This is a genomic window from Methanospirillum hungatei JF-1 (genome assembly GCF_000013445.1).
Classification (GTDB): Archaea; Halobacteriota; Methanomicrobia; order Methanomicrobiales; family Methanospirillaceae; genus Methanospirillum; species Methanospirillum hungatei.
In genome coordinates this window covers 1,066,417-1,081,407 of record NC_007796.1, presented here as the reverse complement: position 1 = coordinate 1,081,407, position 14,991 = coordinate 1,066,417, and the positions used below count along the sequence as shown (strand labels likewise).

Below are 14,991 nucleotides of genomic sequence, written 5' to 3'. Positions count from 1 at the left end.
TCTATTCCATTTTACGTTTAAAAACGAAATATTTTCTTATAAAACAGAATAATTTTCCTTCAATATTCTGATATCTCTAATTTATTTTTTTATTTCTTTATTATTATATGAAATAATGAAACTACATCATTCAGGTTAATTTTCCCATCACCACTGAAATCATATAATGAACTGGTATCACCAGATGAGACCATATTCATATATTTCACCACATCCTGCAAATCTTCCCGGCCATTCTGGTTCAGGTCAGTATTCATGGTAGATTCGATGATATATTGTGATGATAAGGGGTGATAGTCTATGTTATACAATTGAATAATATAGGGATCAATACAGCAACCATTTGGATCTGTGGTACATATATCCGAAAATCCCTCACCTTCAGGATCTCCCCAGTAATTACCAGCTGGATAAGTATTATCAGAAAAATACATGTTGGAGGTGTTCCAGATATTAATAGCATTTTTATCCTGAATCATACAGTTTTTATAATTTTTAAAGGTATTATATGCAAAGAGATTTTCGTTCCCAGAAATCAATAAAATCCCTCTGTTCTTATTATTGGTGAATGTATTACGGAGGATAGTACTCTGATTTGCCCTTAAGATAAGGCCGGTATCCTCATTATTAAGGAATGAATTATTATACAGATCTACCGGGCCTGAGAGAATTACTGAACCGGCATAGGTATTGGATAGAAACCTATTATCAGTGAGATTCAGATTATCAGAGTCTGATACAAGTCCTGCATAAGAACATTCAGAGAATTGTGACTTGGAAACGGTGATACTGTCACACCCGCTCAACGTAATCCCTGAAGGCATTCGTGATTTTAATCCGGTAATCTGTGTCATATAGATATTTTTTAATATCCCCCCTGTTGCGTTGTGAAGATAGATGCCAGATGGGCTTTCCTGACCATAGATTGATGTCAGGGTAAAATTATTGGTATTGCTTATATAATATCCACTCACCAGGTTTCTTTCTGCATGAAGATTGTTGCATATCAGATTGTTTGTTCCAAATTCTGACCTAATGCCAATACCATTTTCTATGAAAGAAATATCTGTGAGGGTAAGGTTTGAGCTATTAGCAAGGATAATCCCTGCACAATTTTTTGATAGCACGAGTTCAGACAATGCAATATCCGATGAGTTGACAATGATGACCATCGAAGGGTTCATTGATGGTCCAATCTTTCTATCACGGACATCTTTCAGATAGATGAGTGTTCGTGAGTCTATCGTATTGGTATTTGAAATATGGTGATTATAGTAACGAATATCTGAGGCAGAGATATCAAATCCAATCCGGTTGTTTTTTAATGAATTTCCTGTTAATGTCATGTCTTCAGTATCTAAGAGAGAAATCCCCATGGTGCCTGAAGTGATAACATTCCCGGTAATTACAGGTTGCACCACTTTTATCAGTTCAATACCTGATTCCTTGTTTTTATCCAGAATTGATTTTTGGATGTCTGGAGATGAACCTGATTGGATTAGTATTCCATCTCCTGAATTGACAGAAATATCACAATCTGATATTTTTAGATGTTCTGTTCCATTATCGGCCCGAATACCAAACCCTGGATTGGTAGAGATCTGACTGGAAATAATACTGGTCTCAGAAGAGTTAGTGATATAAATACCTCCTGAATTACTTTTTCCAGTCTTCCCATTCCCGGTTACCTGGGAGTTAGTTATTTTTATTTTATTCGAATCTGATATCTGGATACCGTATCCACCGGTAATTTCATTTCTGTTATTTTGAACCGTACACCTGGTTATCTGTATATTCTCTGATGTCTCTATCCGGATTCCTGTTCTCATATGAGAGATAAGATCTGCTTTTTCAAGGTTGATTTCATGTGAGGTATCGATTAGAATCCCGGTTTCAAAATCCCTTATGGTAATATTTCTGATTGTAATATTATGCATCATCATTTCAGGATGTTGTATTGTAATTCCGATCGATCCTGAAGACATATTTCCTGTTACAATATTGCCATGTCCATCAAGGATGATATCTGAATGGGTGATGTGAATTGCTGAATCATTGATAAAAACTGATTCATTCAGATAATAGACTCCAGGTTTTTCTAATGTCACAGGATAGGTTATGAGGATATTCTCATCAAATGTATCATCACCAAAACTAAATCCCGAGATATATAATAAGAAAATAGTAAAAATGATGACAAATTTTATTTTGAACAATCTCTTCAGATTATATGTGTTCTGTATAATATCCATAGTATCAATATATTTTTGTTTACATATAATTTTCACAGGAAAAACCAGTATCGGTCATTTCATGAATAAATATTATATGAAGGATGGGTAGAGCTTTATCATGGCATTTCTTAAGTGGTCTGAATCCCTGAGTGTTCATGTTACAGAGATTGATGAGCAGCATCAAAAACTTATTCAGCTCATCAACACGCTGCACGATGCAATGCTGGAAAAAAAGGGAAAGGAAGTCCTTGGGAAAATTCTGGATGAGCTCGCAGCATATACAGTCTATCATTTTTCAACCGAAGAGAAATATATGGAGCAGTGTGGTTACCCTGGACTGGCTTTTCATAAAAAGGAGCATGATACTTTTGTTGGGAAAGTTGAATCACTTATCCAGGATTATCAGGCCAACAAATTAGGGATAACTATTGAACTTATGACATTTCTTAAGGACTGGGTATCAAATCACATTCAGATAACTGATAAAAAATATTCTGATACTTTCAATAAAAACGGAATTATATAATATTTCTTTTATCATTTTTTGCGGTCATTCGTATCTTCTTTAAGCATTCAGGGTCAATCAGCTACAGATGAATGAGTTGCAGGACTGGTTTGCCTATTCTTCATTTCGGCCCGGACAGGAAGAAATGTTACACAGGGCTTTTGAAACTGCCAGAACGGGTGGCGTCCTCCTCATAGATGCACCAACCGGATCTGGAAAATCTTCTGTCGTCTCTGCATTATTAGCTGGACGTAGAGACCGCCAGATAATTGTTGCAGTCCGGACCATATCCCAGCTTACCACCTATATACGGGAACTAGAACTCATTCGGAAAAAACAACCTTGTTTAAAATTTTCATATCTGGTTGGGAAAAGTTCAATGTGTCCTCTGGGCGGTTCAGGAGATACCTACCGGAAATGTGAGGCTGTCAAGGGATTCTCAACGGCGCTTATCCGGGAGCGGGCTGATCGGGGATCATTGGATCCATCGAAAGATAAGGTCATCCTAGATCAGATAAGGAAAAATGATCCGGACCATCCGATCATCTGTCCTTTTTTTATCCGAAGCCGAATGGCAATTCAGAATGAAAAGGCTGGAGGTCTTCGTTTGGTTCCGTCTGATGCATGTAAACGCCTTTCTACTCAGGTTATTGAAAGATGTATTAAACCTGACACACTACGCGAATCATGTGGGGGGCTATGTCCCTATGAGGTCATGGCACAGGCTTCATTACAGGCTGATGTCCTCATCTGTAATTATCATCATATCATGGACGAGCAGATCCGGGAGCAGTTATACCTGAATCTGCAACGGGAGCCTTCTGAAATATTGCTGCTCATCGATGAAGCACATAACTGTGGCGATGTGATGCAGGATATTATGTCAGTCAGTCTTGATCATCGGGCCCTTGAACAGGCAGATCATGATATTTCCTCAATAAAAAAGGAAGTCAAAGACCTTGAAGCAATAAGACGCCTTATTCCTGGCATAAAAAAATTTCTTGATGGTCTTCGTCGGTCTGCTGTAACTGAGGACTGGTTTGATCCCCAGTTATTCAGTCGTATGATACTTCGGGAGTCACTCTATGGCACAATGGAGGAGGTTGTCGATGAGTTCATGGATCTTGCTGAAAATATTCGAGAGACAAACAGCAAACGGGGTGATTTCAGAACAACCGGGATTGAACGACTCTCTGCATTCCTGTACCGGCTTCACAATTCAGGGACAAATCCTGCATACCTTACACTTTTTCGAAAGGATAATGAGAATATCTATCTTGAAGTCAGAAATATTGATCCATCTCCCGCTCTCTCAACTCTTGCACGTGAACACTTCTGTTCTGTATATATTTCCGGAACATTAACACCGCTGAGCAGTTATCAGCAGCTCTATTTCAGAGCCCTTCCTGTGGATTATCCTGTTTCATCATTTTCACTTCCCAATCATTTTCCAAAAAAGAATCGGATTGTACTCACAACTGCAGATATCACCTCGGCATATTCTCAGCGGCAGTCAGATGAAAATTTGAAAAGGATGATCTCTTATATACGTACCTTCTGTACAATCCCTGGAAACCTTGGTGTATGGTTTCCCTCTTACCAGATGCTGGAATCAGTTACCAGGGAAGTTGAGATGCATCTTCATGACCGTGAGGTATTTATTGAGCCCAGGGACAGCAGTGAAGCAGGACCATTACTGACAAGATTTATGAGTCTGCCAGGGAAGGGGAAAAAAGGAATTTTATTTGCCGTATGTGGAGGTAAATTTTCTGAGGGACTTGATTACCGGGGAGAGATGTTGACCGGAGCCATGGTCATCGGTCTTCCCCTTGCTCCGTGGAACCAGGTAAGACAGATGATCATGCACTATTATACGAGGCAATATGGTGAGGAAGGAAAATTTATTGCCTACACACTTCCTGCGCTGAACAAGGTTCTCCAGGCACTTGGAAGAGTTCTCCGGACTCCGGAAGACAGGGGTGTGCTTATCATCGGCGATAATCGGTTTCTGGATCCCTCCATTAAAGAACGACTGCCAGGCTGGATGCAGGAGGAGATACAGGAAGTTAATGTTCATTCATTCCCTTCATTGTTAAAAGGTTGGAATTAATGGAAGGATCTGCCAGGTTTGGACTCTGGTTTGTCTATATCAGATGGGATTCAGATAATGTCGTCAGCAGAATCCGGTTTGTAAGACAGGGTGTTTCCGGTCCGGTTCCTCTTTCCCTTTCACAGTATCTGGCAGGAAAGACTACTACTCTTTCTCCTCTAAGCAGTCTTCATGAACAGGATGATACGGTATTTGGTAGGATTTACCGGGAAGTCAAGACAATCCCTTATGGAGAGACGAGAACATACAAGGAGATTGCAGAGTCAGTTGGAACAGGGGCACGGGTTGTTGGAATGGCTATGAAAAGAAATCTTACTCCTATTTTGATCCCCTGTCACCGGGTCGTTTCAACCGGAGGTCTGGGTGGATATACGCCAGATATCTCAATAAAGCAGGATTTACTGAACCTTGAAGAACGGGTTAGAAAACGCATGGGAATTACAAACTCATCCCTCCATTTATCATGATTTCAGCACTCATACTGGTTGGCGGACTTGGCACGAGGGTCAACGGATATCCAAAGTATCTGTTTACCTATGAGAACAAGACTTTTTTGGAGAGACAGACAGAAGAACTCAGGTCCTGTTCTGATGAAATCCTGATAGTCTGCCGTGATGAGGATCAGGTAGCAGTTCTCCCTGTATTAAATCAGGTTAGATATATTCAGGATTTACGGAAAGGTCAGGGGCCGGCAGGGGGTATTCATTCCGGGGCCTGGCATGCAGGAGGAGAATATTTTTTTGTTACTGCCTGTGATATGCCATTCCTGTCCTGTATTGTTATCAGACACCTGATTAACGCAGTAAAAGGATTTGATGCCGCGGTTCCGGTATGGGAAGATGGTAGATATGAACCACTCTGCGCTGTATATCGTCGTGATGCTGTCAGAGAGTTTTATGAAAAAAATGATGAAAGACGTCTTTCATCCCTCATTCAGGACCTTCATACCCGTTATATTCCGGTTCAGGAAATTCAGGCTCTGGTCCCGGATAAGGATGTTTTTTGCAATATTAATGATCTGAATTTACTTTCAAAAATAAAAAATTAATTTGTCTGGGTTATTCTTCCGGAAACTAACGTTGCAAGTCTTTTTAATTCATCAAGAGAGACCGGAGGGACAGAATAACTGGTCAACTGGACAAGATATGGTCCCTGTCTGAAAACCACACCTGTTTTTCTGATAGACTCAAATCCATACCCTTCATCACCAGCGGTAATAGCTATGTGTGTTTCTCCTGAATTCGCGGTTTTCGTCTGTGCATATTGTGTAACAGCATCCTGAGAACCCGGGAATTTGGAAATATCCTGAGTCAGTTTCGAGCCTGATGAGGGTAGAATTAAAATCGATGAATATTTCACCGGAGTATGAATAAGATCTCCGGTTCTCTGCCATCCCTGACCCATATCAGTCTCCTGCAGAAATACTGATGGTAGTAATCCGGACTTGATTTTTTTATCTTCAATAAGTGAACTTACATTTGAAAATGCATTCACGGTTGAATTATCGACCGGGATTTTCATCGCAATATCAGCAGCAATTGAGTCACCCATAAAGTCAAACTGGAAGGTCCCAGCCCTGCGGATTGCTGCTGTTTTGTTAGTCATGCTGTATGTTTTTCCATATCCCTCCCGTATTATCTCCTGGTTTGTGTCCATATCATATACACGCATTTCAAACCATGCATCCTGTGATGGCCTGACTTTGGTATACTTAATGGTTCCTTCTTTATCGCCGGTTCTTTTATAGACTTCCTGTTCGTCGGTTACCATTTTTGGATAAAATCCTAATTCAATATAGAGTGGCGGAGTGACAAGGTGATATGCATATGCAGAAGCATTTTTCATGAATGACTGATTTAATATCTCATATATTGTCATAAACTGCCGGTTGTCTGTTGATATTGGTCGGTTATAGGGGAGATATGAAGTCTGTGTATCGCCCTTGAGCTGGCTGTAATCTTTCGGAGTTACTTTTACAAATGATTCGTTTTCAACCGGTGGTAATGGTGTTTCAGGTGAAGAAGTAGAAACCGGCTCAGTTGCTCCCTGCTGATCGGATGGACCTGGTGACTGAACCGGAGGAGTCATGGTCTGATTCTGATTTTTTACCAGATCTTTCATATCCCCACTCCCTTGCGAAACCGGTCCATATGATGACGCTTCCTGTTCCCCGGTTGGAGGTGTCACCTCAACACATCCGGTAATGAATGCACACAGCATCAGGATAGCAATGATTTGTATGGAAATTGGAACCCTGATAATTTTCATATGGTTATCATTAGACGGCCTTAGTTATCTATCTTCACCTGATCTCATGGACCTGTATGTGTCCAATGATGATCACTCCGTGAGATTGATATCGTATGAAAAGAAATCTGGAAGCACACATGAAAATCCTGAACATCAGAATGTGGGGACCATTTTATTTATTTGGGTTACTTCTGGTGCTTTATATCATGTGGACCGTGGAAGAAATCCGCCCCCAGGGTCTGGCGTTGTTTATTAGTACTTTCTTTGTTCTGATCCTGGTAGGTCTGAATTTTTATATTATTTACAGCGAAATTAAAGCGCATGAAGAAAAGATCGATAAAAACCGGGAGTTATCTGGCCTGGAGCCAATTCCGAGAAAAAAGGGATTTCTAAAAAGAGGATAATTTATTTTTACGCTGCTTTCTGGAAAATTTTAAGCATCGGTTTATAGGGTCTGAACAGGTGTTCAACATCTTTTGACATATATTCAGACATACCCATAATATAGTATCCATTATTCCCCAGACTTTCATAAACGAGTTTTACAAGATCCTTCTTTTGTTGTTCATTAAAATATATCGTTACATTTCTGCATGATACCACGTCAAACATCCGTGCGACCGGAACACCTTTCATGAGATCATGAGGTTGGAACCGAACCATATTCCTGATGTGATCTTTTATCCGGTACTTCCCATCTTCAGTTTTATCGAAATGTCTGTTAATCTGGGAATCACTCAGGTTTTCCAAAGCATTCTTCTCATAAATTCCATCTTTTGCCCTTTTTAGAATCACTTCATCGATATCTGTTGCGGTGATGACATTACTGAGTGAAATCCCAGGTTTTGCCTGATCATACAGGAGTATTGCATAAGTATAGGGCTCTTCTCCTGATGAACAACCAGCACTCCAGATTTTTATGGATCTCTTCTCCTGGATAATTGATGGAAAGATCTCTTTTCCAATCAGATTGAATACATCAGGATCCCGAAGAAATTTTGTGACATTTATAGTCAGTGCATTCCTGAGTTTTTCTTCTTCTTCAGGATGAGTCTTCAGATATTGATGATATTCAACAAAATCTTTTGATCTGGTTGAATTCATCCGTGAAAGAAGCCTTCGTTTGATATAATCCTGTTTGTAACTGGTGAGTTGAATATTGAGTCTTTTCTGAACATCAAGAATGAGTTCCGGAAGTCCCTTCTCACTCACTTGTGGGACATTAATCTGGGGAAAAACGGGGGGTATAATTTTTTTATCCATGATATGTTTCAAAGGAGAACAATTCTTTTAGTGAAGACTTGCCATACGATTTAATATTTCTTTCATGTCAAGCCAAATAACAAGGTTTGCTTCCTTCTCTTCTCCTTCACGTTTCTCTATAAGGTCATCATGAGTGACCTTAATGATGCCTTTAATCCTGGTTTGAATCCGCTCATTGATTTCATCTCCAAGAGCAGTTACCTGACGCACCCCGATTTCGGTGACACTTCGAACATTATCCACAATAATTCCAAGATGTTCTCCATGCGCTGCATCAGGAGGAACGATGATAATCTTCTGGCCACTTCGGTCTTTCTTAATCCGTTCTCCAAGAAGTACTGCAAGATCTATGACATGGGTTACTTCACCTCTCAGATTGATGATACCAATGATATAAGGAGGAGTCTTTGGAAGTGGGGTTATTGGAAGCATCTCGACGACTTCCCGAACCATCCCAATATCCATTGCATATCTTCCACCGGATAATTCAAATTCAACGATATCTATCTGCCCGGATATATCTTCAGAAGTTTTCATTGCAGAACGTTCCTCTTGAAGATTATTTTTTATTGAAGTCAGTTCGGAATGTAAACTCTCTATCTGATTCTGTAATGATGCGATTGATTCCTGTGCTTCGGATTGATCAATAAACCAGTAGATATTTTTATCAGGCAAAGAGATACTCGGCTGAATCTGAATCTGATATGATTTCAGACCTGCGGGATAGAGTGATGAAAATACCAAAGATCTGTTCTCCCTGGCCTGGACCGTATGAGAGATGAGAATTTGTGCATATTCTGAAATATTTTCATCCTGAATTCCGCTCCAATCTTTAAATGACTGATTAATTTCTTTTATAATTGAATCTTCAATAAGAAGTCCGGGAATCGAAATGGAAGAGAATTGAATTGATTGGGAAAAATCTGGATGAATATCAGTCTCTGTCTGAATAGACGGTGAATCATTCTGTACTGTTTCAATGATATCCGGACTTTGTTGCTTATCCTGCTGGATTGGAACATCAACCGGTGGTTGAAGAATCAGAAGATATTGATTCTGATTTGATTGATGATTGGCAATGAGGAGACCTGAGTAACATTGCACCCCATATGGTGACTCAATACAGATGTTGTCTGGAAGTATCTCCATCTCTTCACTCGTTCCAGAAAAACCGGATACCCTAATCCCGATGTCTGACAATCTCTGGCCTTGTAATTGTTCGGAAGACACGCCTATAAGCTCTGAAAGACCTTCATTTGCGAGGATAATTTCAGATGCATCATTAAACAGAACCATCGGTGAAGGATTGAGGTCCAGAAGAGTTTTTAAAAAGGACGTCCTCAGTTCCGAAAGATTCTGAGAGATTTCTTCGGTATTATTGACCTCCTCTTCTTCATCAGGGAAGAGAACGAGTAAAATGTATGCCTCTTCTTCACATGTAAGAGGAAATAATTCGATCCATACCTGAATAGAGGTATTGTCACGATGCAGAATTGATGTCTGATATGCGATTTTTGTTCCGGTTGTTATAGTTTCTTCAATTTTTTCTTTTATCTCTCCGGAAAAGCCACAACTTGCAATATCACGAAGATAGATATCCTGATAATCCCGTGCAAGATATTCCAGAAGTGCATTATTTATATATTTGATTGTGTTATGCCCATCGATTATTGCAACCGGAAGAAGGATTTTTGATAGTGCTTTCTCTAATATCTCTCTGGATACTACTTCTTTTGTTTTCGGCTCTCCCGGGGGCAGATAGGGTATAAAGAGTTCGAGTGAAACTGCATCATGATCAAAAGGAACAATTGGGGGTTTTATTGTAACAATAGAATATTGGTTGCCGTCCGGAGCGGTAAAAGGTGGTTTATCAGAGACATATTTAGTAATAGGTGGAAAATGCCTGGTTATTTCACTCCGTTCAACAGAGAAGATCGAGCAGAATATGTCATTTGCATCCATGATCTGCTGTTCAGATCCCAAAAGAACCATAGGGATGGTATGATACTGAAATATCTCCAGTGCTCTATCAAATTCAGTATGAGCGGAAATCAGATCGGAGAGGTAACTTTCATGTTCCTTTTTTATTATGTCCTGTTCTTCTTTCAATAGATCTAATTCTCTGGTCAGTTCTAGAATGGCCTGTTTTTCATTCTGAAGGATTTCAGTGTCCTGTTGTAACCGGTTTAATATTGGCACAAACTCTTCCGGTACTTCCGGGATTTCCCCCTGTTTAAAGTTCAGAATCCTGTTGATAATTTCTGTATAGTCTGGAACAACCATCTCCTTTTCTGGCTGCTTTTTATCATTTTCAGTGACCATGAACAGCCCTCTTCTCCCCGAATGTTTATTCTCACCTGTATCCATTATTTCCCCCTTGTCTTCCATGAGTCTATCACTAATGCTGCTTTTTTAAATCCTGACATGGATGGATCATCCGGAGCCAGAGTTATTAGTGGAACACCTTGTTTTAAAGAATGAGATACATCTCTTCCTTCCGCAACCAGGATTACTTCCGGGATTTCTATCCGTATTCTGTCTTCAAGCTGACTTCGTATATCCTGCAATGAGTCAGGTTGTACCTCCGGTTTTATACCAAACAAATGTTGTATTTTTTCCAGAAAAGTTTCTGTTTTTTCTGATGGATTATTCCATCTGTTCAGGATTGCCATACTGATATGAATATCAACTCCCAAGATCTCTTTGATGTCCCGAATAATCATGTTAATATGATCATACCCGGCGACAGCAAAAAAATCAGAAGAAAAAACCATGACAGAATGATCGGCAGCAATCATTCCGTTCATGAGAAATTGACCAAGGAAGGGAGGGGTATCAATCAGAATATGATCATATCTGTTCTTAATTACATCAATCCCCCTTTTCAGAATATGATACCGGTCCGGGTTTTTGTATAATATCGCTTCTGCGCCGACAAGATCAAGATGAGAGGGGACGAGATCTATGCCAGACATAGTTTTTATGATAAAATCTGACAGGAGAACTGAATCTGGAGATGATGAACATCTCTGCATGTAATATTGATATATATGTTTCTGAAGAGAATCCGGATAGACTCCAAGACCTAAAGTCGCATTTGCCTGGGGATCAGTATCTATTACAAGTACTGTTCTTCCCATATTTTTTAGGATCCCTGCTATCTGTAGGCAGGATGTTGTTTTTCCTGTTCCACCTTTATGATGGATAAATGCAATAGTGGTAATACGATTCCCCTTTCGTAATTAGAATAATCAGGATATTTCTATAAATAAATGACGGTTTATCGGGCATTACCGGTCTCTTCACCCAATACTATTACTGATGCCAGGTAGTAATTTTTACATATTCTTTTTCTCTTTTGATGCTGATTAAGATATGAGAGGGAGAGTGCGGCCGACGGTAACGATTTTTCGTAGCTGAGGAAAGTCCCCCCACCAACCGGGTACGCAGCCTTGCTTGTCAGGGGTGGTGAGAATCACGGCTATGGACCAGAAACGATACGGAATGTCCTGAGTTATGATGCATTCCTGCTGAGCGAAGACGGACATCACCGATGAAACGGCGAATCCCTGCGGGTGCAAACCGAAACAGGGCATACAGATAACCCGGTATCTGCCCGGGTTCGGTGCTAAGCTGAATGCCGCAATGAACAGAAGGGGGCTTACTCCTCCCACTCATCTCATTATCGTAAAGTTCAGGTAGCTGTCACGCATTATTGCTATACATGCAATCTGACTCCTCGTGGACCGGTCACCGGTTTCTTCAGGAAACACTCTTTCGAGATTCTCATCAAATAGAAGAAGAACCGAAAACCCGTGTATGTGGCGTATGTGAACCCAATCAGAAGATCATACTCTTGCCAGATCCAAGTGAGATCCCTCTTGCTCCCGTTATCTTATGGGATGCCTTACATGACAGAAAGTCTATTCGCGTATATTCTTCGGAAGAGATACATAAATGGGAACTATCTATTCTCCTTCATTATACCCAGGGTGTCAGGGAAAAGGAGAATGGTTCAAATTTTCGGACTGTCCCTTCAGCAGGTGCATTACATCCCTTTGAAACACGCATTGTGGTAAACCGGGTAAATGGATTGGATCCAGGTATATATCGGTACCTCCCCCTTGACCATGCTCTTGTCAAAGAAGAGTGTCATTCCGGGGATCATGAGTCTGTAGCAAAGATATGCAGAAATCCAAACCTGGTTGCATCATCAGCAGTATCCTTCATCTGGACCGCTGTTCCTGAACGTATGATTTGGAAGTTCGGACAGAGAGGATGGAGATATCTGTTCATTGAAGCTGGTCATATCTGCCAGAATCTGTATGTGGTATGCGCAGGTCTTTCACTTGGAGTATGTGCGATAGGCTCATACAATGATAATGATATTAATTGTATTCTGGGGATAGACGGAGAGTCAGAGTTTTGTATATATATGGCATCAGTCGGGAGAAAAAAAGAGTAAATTATTGCGTATGAGGGCGAATTGCTATCCCTTTTTTCGATAAATAATCTTTAACATCAGCAATTGTCATCTCTCCATAATGAAAGACACTGGCTGCAAGGGCTGCATCAGCTTTTCCGTACACAAAGCCCTCATAAAAATGATCAAAAGTCCCGACTCCGCCTGAAGCAATCACTGGTATTCCAACTGATTCAGAAATTGCAGATGTAATGGGTATATCAAAACCTTCCTTTGTTCCGTCGGTTTCCATAGAGGTAAGCAGGATTTCCCCCGCGCCACGGTTTTCAGCTTCTTTCGCCCAGGCAATAGCATCTATTCCGGTCGGTTGTGATCCCCCGTGTGTTACTACCTCGTACCAGCATGAACTCTGGTCTGGCAGAGGTATCATGGTCTTCCCAGGCTCAGGAGAGGTTCTCCTTTTTACATCAATGGCAACGACCACACACTGGGTTCCAAAGGCCTGAGCAGCTTCGGATATCAATGCAGGATTCTGAACGGCGCTTGTATTTATTGAAACTTTATCAGCTCCGGCTCTCAATGTTTTTTGAACATCGTCGAGTGTTCTGATACCCCCACCAACGGTCAGTGGGAGGAAAAGTTCATCAGCAGCCCGCTGGATGACGTCTATGATCATCCCCCTGTTCTCTCTGGATGCCGTAATATCAAGGAAAACTACTTCATCTGCACCCTGTTCATTATACCGGCAGGCAAGTTCAACCGGATCGCCGGCATCCCGAAGGCCAAGAAAATTTGTTCCTTTCACAACTCTTCCGTCCTTGATGTCCAGGCAGGGGATAATCCTCCGGGTCAGTGTCATTGGTGTAGCTTCTTGTTCGCTGTACTAAAAGAGGATTATGGAGAGATGATTTAATACTACCGGAGAAACACTTATGGAAAATTTTCCTAATATTCGTACCTTACGAGGAAACCATGGATTCTGGAAATTTAAAAATTGAATGGGCACGGCAGTACATGCCTGTACTCAGCGCCATCTCTGATCGATTTAAAAAAGAAAAGCCCTTTGCTGGTAAAGTCATCGGAATGGCTTTACATGTCGAAGCAAAAACCGCGAACCTTGTCAGGACACTAGCTGATGGAGGGGCAACGGTCCATATTACCGGGTGTAATCCACTCTCTACCCAGGATGATGTGGCTGAAGCTCTAGGAAAGGTCCCGAATGTATACTGTTATGCCAAACGCGGATGTTCGGTTGATGAATACTATCAAGCCATTGATACTGTCCTTGATGCAAAACCAGTCATTACCATTGATGATGGGATGGATCTTATCCATCGTCTTCACACCGTAAGGCAGGATGTTCTTTCTGGTGTAATTGGGGGATGTGAGGAGACTACTACCGGGATCCATCGTTTGCGTGCAATGGCTGCTGATGGAAAGCTCCTCTTCCCGGTCATTGCAGTCAATGATACACCAATGAAACATTACTTTGATAATGTGCACGGGACAGGAGAGAGTGCTCTGACCGCAATCATGGCAACAACGAATTCTCTCATTGCCGGAAAATGGATCGTAGTAGCTGGATTTGGTTTTTGCGGACGCGGTCTGGCACGAAAAGCATCAGCACTTGGTGCAAAAGTTATCGTTACCGAGATAGATCCCCGACGGGCCCTTGAAGCACATATGGAAGGCTTCCATGTGATGTCCATGCAGGAAGCTGCACGGGTTGGTGATATCTTCATAACAACAACCGGAAACAGGGATGTCATTACCGGTGATCACATGACAGTCATGAAATCCGGTGTCATTCTATCGAATGCAGGTCACTTTAATATCGAGATCGATGGCATCTGGCTCTCTTCTCATGCAGATACTATAGAAGAACGCGATGGTATTCATTCATATCATATCGGCGGTAAAGTCATCCATTTACTCGCAGAAGGCCGTCTTGTGAATCTGGCAGTTCCAAAAGGGATGGGTCATCCAATAGAAGTTATGGATCTCTCCTTTGCATTACAGGCACTCAGCACCGAATACCTTGCCCTTCATCATGTTGAATTAAAGCCTGATGTTCATCAGGTCCCTGATGAGATTGACAGGATGGTTGCATCATACAAACTTGCATCCCTGAATCTTTCCATTGACAAACTGACAAAAGATCAAGAAGAATATATGGGAAGCTGGGATCACGGGACCTGAAGAATAA

The 14,991-nt window shown here is 41.1% G+C and carries 13 protein-coding genes and 1 other RNA gene; 8 read left to right on the top strand and 6 right to left on the bottom strand.

What is annotated here, in order from left to right; all coding sequences use genetic code 11:
• Positions 1–89: 89 nt before the first annotated feature.
• Positions 90–2,108: a NosD domain-containing protein gene (locus tag MHUN_RS05050; protein WP_158498164.1), complete on the bottom strand. Its 2,019-nt coding sequence runs from the start codon at positions 2,106–2,108 to the stop codon at positions 90–92.
• Between the two features lie 244 nt (positions 2,109–2,352).
• On the opposite strand from MHUN_RS05050, the gene MHUN_RS05045 reads away from it, so the two are divergent.
• The 4 genes from MHUN_RS05045 (at position 2,353) to MHUN_RS05030 (ending at position 5,897) form a co-directional block, all read left to right on the top strand.
• The gene (locus MHUN_RS05045) at positions 2,353–2,760 is read left to right on the top strand and encodes a bacteriohemerythrin (RefSeq protein ID WP_011447995.1); all 408 of its coding nucleotides are present in this window, start codon (positions 2,353–2,355) and stop codon (positions 2,758–2,760) included.
• Between the two features lie 67 nt (positions 2,761–2,827).
• Positions 2,828–4,849: an ATP-dependent DNA helicase gene (locus MHUN_RS05040; RefSeq protein ID WP_048067300.1), complete on the top strand. Its 2,022-nt coding sequence runs from the start codon at positions 2,828–2,830 to the stop codon at positions 4,847–4,849.
• Entirely contained in the window at positions 4,849–5,316 is a 468-nt protein-coding gene (locus MHUN_RS05035; RefSeq protein WP_011447993.1) for a methylated-DNA--[protein]-cysteine S-methyltransferase, read from the top strand. Before MHUN_RS05040 ends, MHUN_RS05035 begins: the two co-directional genes overlap by 1 nt.
• Positions 5,313–5,897 carry a molybdenum cofactor guanylyltransferase gene (locus MHUN_RS05030; RefSeq protein WP_011447992.1) on the top strand — a complete coding sequence of 195 codons (585 nt, stop codon included), beginning with the start codon at positions 5,313–5,315 and terminating at the stop codon, positions 5,895–5,897. The genes MHUN_RS05035 and MHUN_RS05030 overlap by 4 nt, the downstream gene beginning before the upstream one ends.
• Here the strand turns inward: MHUN_RS05030 and MHUN_RS05025 are convergent.
• Positions 5,894–7,117 carry a hypothetical protein gene (locus tag MHUN_RS05025; protein ID WP_011447991.1) on the bottom strand — a complete coding sequence of 408 codons (1,224 nt, stop codon included), beginning with the start codon at positions 7,115–7,117 and terminating at the stop codon, positions 5,894–5,896. The two genes, MHUN_RS05030 and MHUN_RS05025, sit on opposite strands and share 4 nt — an antisense overlap.
• Positions 7,118–7,212: 95 nt before the next feature.
• Here MHUN_RS05025 and MHUN_RS05020 point away from each other — a divergent pair, with 95 nt between their 5' ends.
• Positions 7,213–7,503, top strand: a complete 291-nt coding sequence (locus tag MHUN_RS05020) for a hypothetical protein (protein ID WP_143709363.1) — start codon at positions 7,213–7,215, stop codon at positions 7,501–7,503.
• Positions 7,504–7,510: 7 nt separating this feature from the next.
• Here the strand turns inward: MHUN_RS05020 and MHUN_RS05015 are convergent, their stop codons facing one another.
• From MHUN_RS05015 to MHUN_RS05005, 3 genes are read right to left on the bottom strand one after another with little or no spacing between them, the layout of a single operon-like run.
• Positions 7,511–8,362: a CheR family methyltransferase gene (locus MHUN_RS05015; protein WP_011447990.1), complete on the bottom strand. Its 852-nt coding sequence runs from the start codon at positions 8,360–8,362 to the stop codon at positions 7,511–7,513.
• Between the two features lie 27 nt (positions 8,363–8,389).
• Positions 8,390–10,729 carry a chemotaxis protein CheW gene (locus MHUN_RS18155; protein ID WP_011447989.1) on the bottom strand — a complete coding sequence of 780 codons (2,340 nt, stop codon included), beginning with the start codon at positions 10,727–10,729 and terminating at the stop codon, positions 8,390–8,392.
• Positions 10,729–11,577, bottom strand: a complete 849-nt coding sequence (locus MHUN_RS05005; protein ID WP_275039210.1) for a ParA family protein — start codon at positions 11,575–11,577, stop codon at positions 10,729–10,731. Before MHUN_RS05005 ends, MHUN_RS18155 begins: the two co-directional genes overlap by 1 nt.
• Before the next feature lie 162 nt (positions 11,578–11,739).
• Between MHUN_RS05005 and rnpB the strand changes: the two genes are divergently transcribed.
• Both rnpB and MHUN_RS05000 read left to right on the top strand, forming a co-directional pair.
• Positions 11,740–12,038: RNase P RNA component (gene rnpB / locus MHUN_RS17990), an RNA gene on the top strand.
• Positions 12,039–12,086: 48 nt separating this feature from the next.
• Positions 12,087–12,827 (top strand): SagB/ThcOx family dehydrogenase, encoded by a 741-nt coding sequence (locus tag MHUN_RS05000; protein WP_011447987.1) that lies wholly within the window; start codon positions 12,087–12,089, stop codon positions 12,825–12,827.
• Between the two features lies 1 nt (position 12,828).
• Here the strand turns inward: MHUN_RS05000 and hisF are convergent, their stop codons facing one another.
• A complete protein-coding gene (gene hisF, locus MHUN_RS04995) occupies positions 12,829–13,644 on the bottom strand; it encodes an imidazole glycerol phosphate synthase subunit HisF (protein WP_011447986.1) in 816 nt (271 codons plus the stop codon).
• Positions 13,645–13,757: 113 nt separating this feature from the next.
• Here hisF and MHUN_RS04990 point away from each other — a divergent pair, with 113 nt between their 5' ends.
• Positions 13,758–14,984 carry an adenosylhomocysteinase gene (locus MHUN_RS04990; RefSeq protein ID WP_011447985.1) on the top strand — a complete coding sequence of 409 codons (1,227 nt, stop codon included), beginning with the start codon at positions 13,758–13,760 and terminating at the stop codon, positions 14,982–14,984.
• Positions 14,985–14,991 lie beyond the last annotated feature (7 nt).

Excerpts from the sequence above, each read along its gene's own strand:
- MHUN_RS18155 (WP_011447989.1), bottom strand. The coding sequence starts at position 10,729 with ATGGATACAGGTGAGAATAAACATTCGGGGAGAAGAGGGCTGTTCATG.
- MHUN_RS05040 (WP_048067300.1), top strand. The coding sequence starts at position 2,828 with ATGAATGAGTTGCAGGACTGGTTTGCCTATTCTTCATTTCGGCCCGGA.
- MHUN_RS05015 (WP_011447990.1), bottom strand. The coding sequence starts at position 8,362 with ATGGATAAAAAAATTATACCCCCCGTTTTTCCCCAGATTAATGTCCCA.
- MHUN_RS05000 (WP_011447987.1), top strand. The coding sequence starts at position 12,087 with ATGCAATCTGACTCCTCGTGGACCGGTCACCGGTTTCTTCAGGAAACA.
- hisF (WP_011447986.1), bottom strand. The coding sequence starts at position 13,644 with ATGACACTGACCCGGAGGATTATCCCCTGCCTGGACATCAAGGACGGA.
- MHUN_RS04990 (WP_011447985.1), top strand. The coding sequence starts at position 13,758 with ATGGATTCTGGAAATTTAAAAATTGAATGGGCACGGCAGTACATGCCT.
- MHUN_RS05025 (WP_011447991.1), bottom strand. The coding sequence starts at position 7,117 with ATGAAAATTATCAGGGTTCCAATTTCCATACAAATCATTGCTATCCTG.
- MHUN_RS05045 (WP_011447995.1), top strand. The coding sequence starts at position 2,353 with ATGGCATTTCTTAAGTGGTCTGAATCCCTGAGTGTTCATGTTACAGAG.
- MHUN_RS05035 (WP_011447993.1), top strand. The coding sequence starts at position 4,849 with ATGGAAGGATCTGCCAGGTTTGGACTCTGGTTTGTCTATATCAGATGG.
- MHUN_RS05020 (WP_143709363.1), top strand. The coding sequence starts at position 7,213 with ATGAAAAGAAATCTGGAAGCACACATGAAAATCCTGAACATCAGAATG.
- MHUN_RS05030 (WP_011447992.1), top strand. The coding sequence starts at position 5,313 with ATGATTTCAGCACTCATACTGGTTGGCGGACTTGGCACGAGGGTCAAC.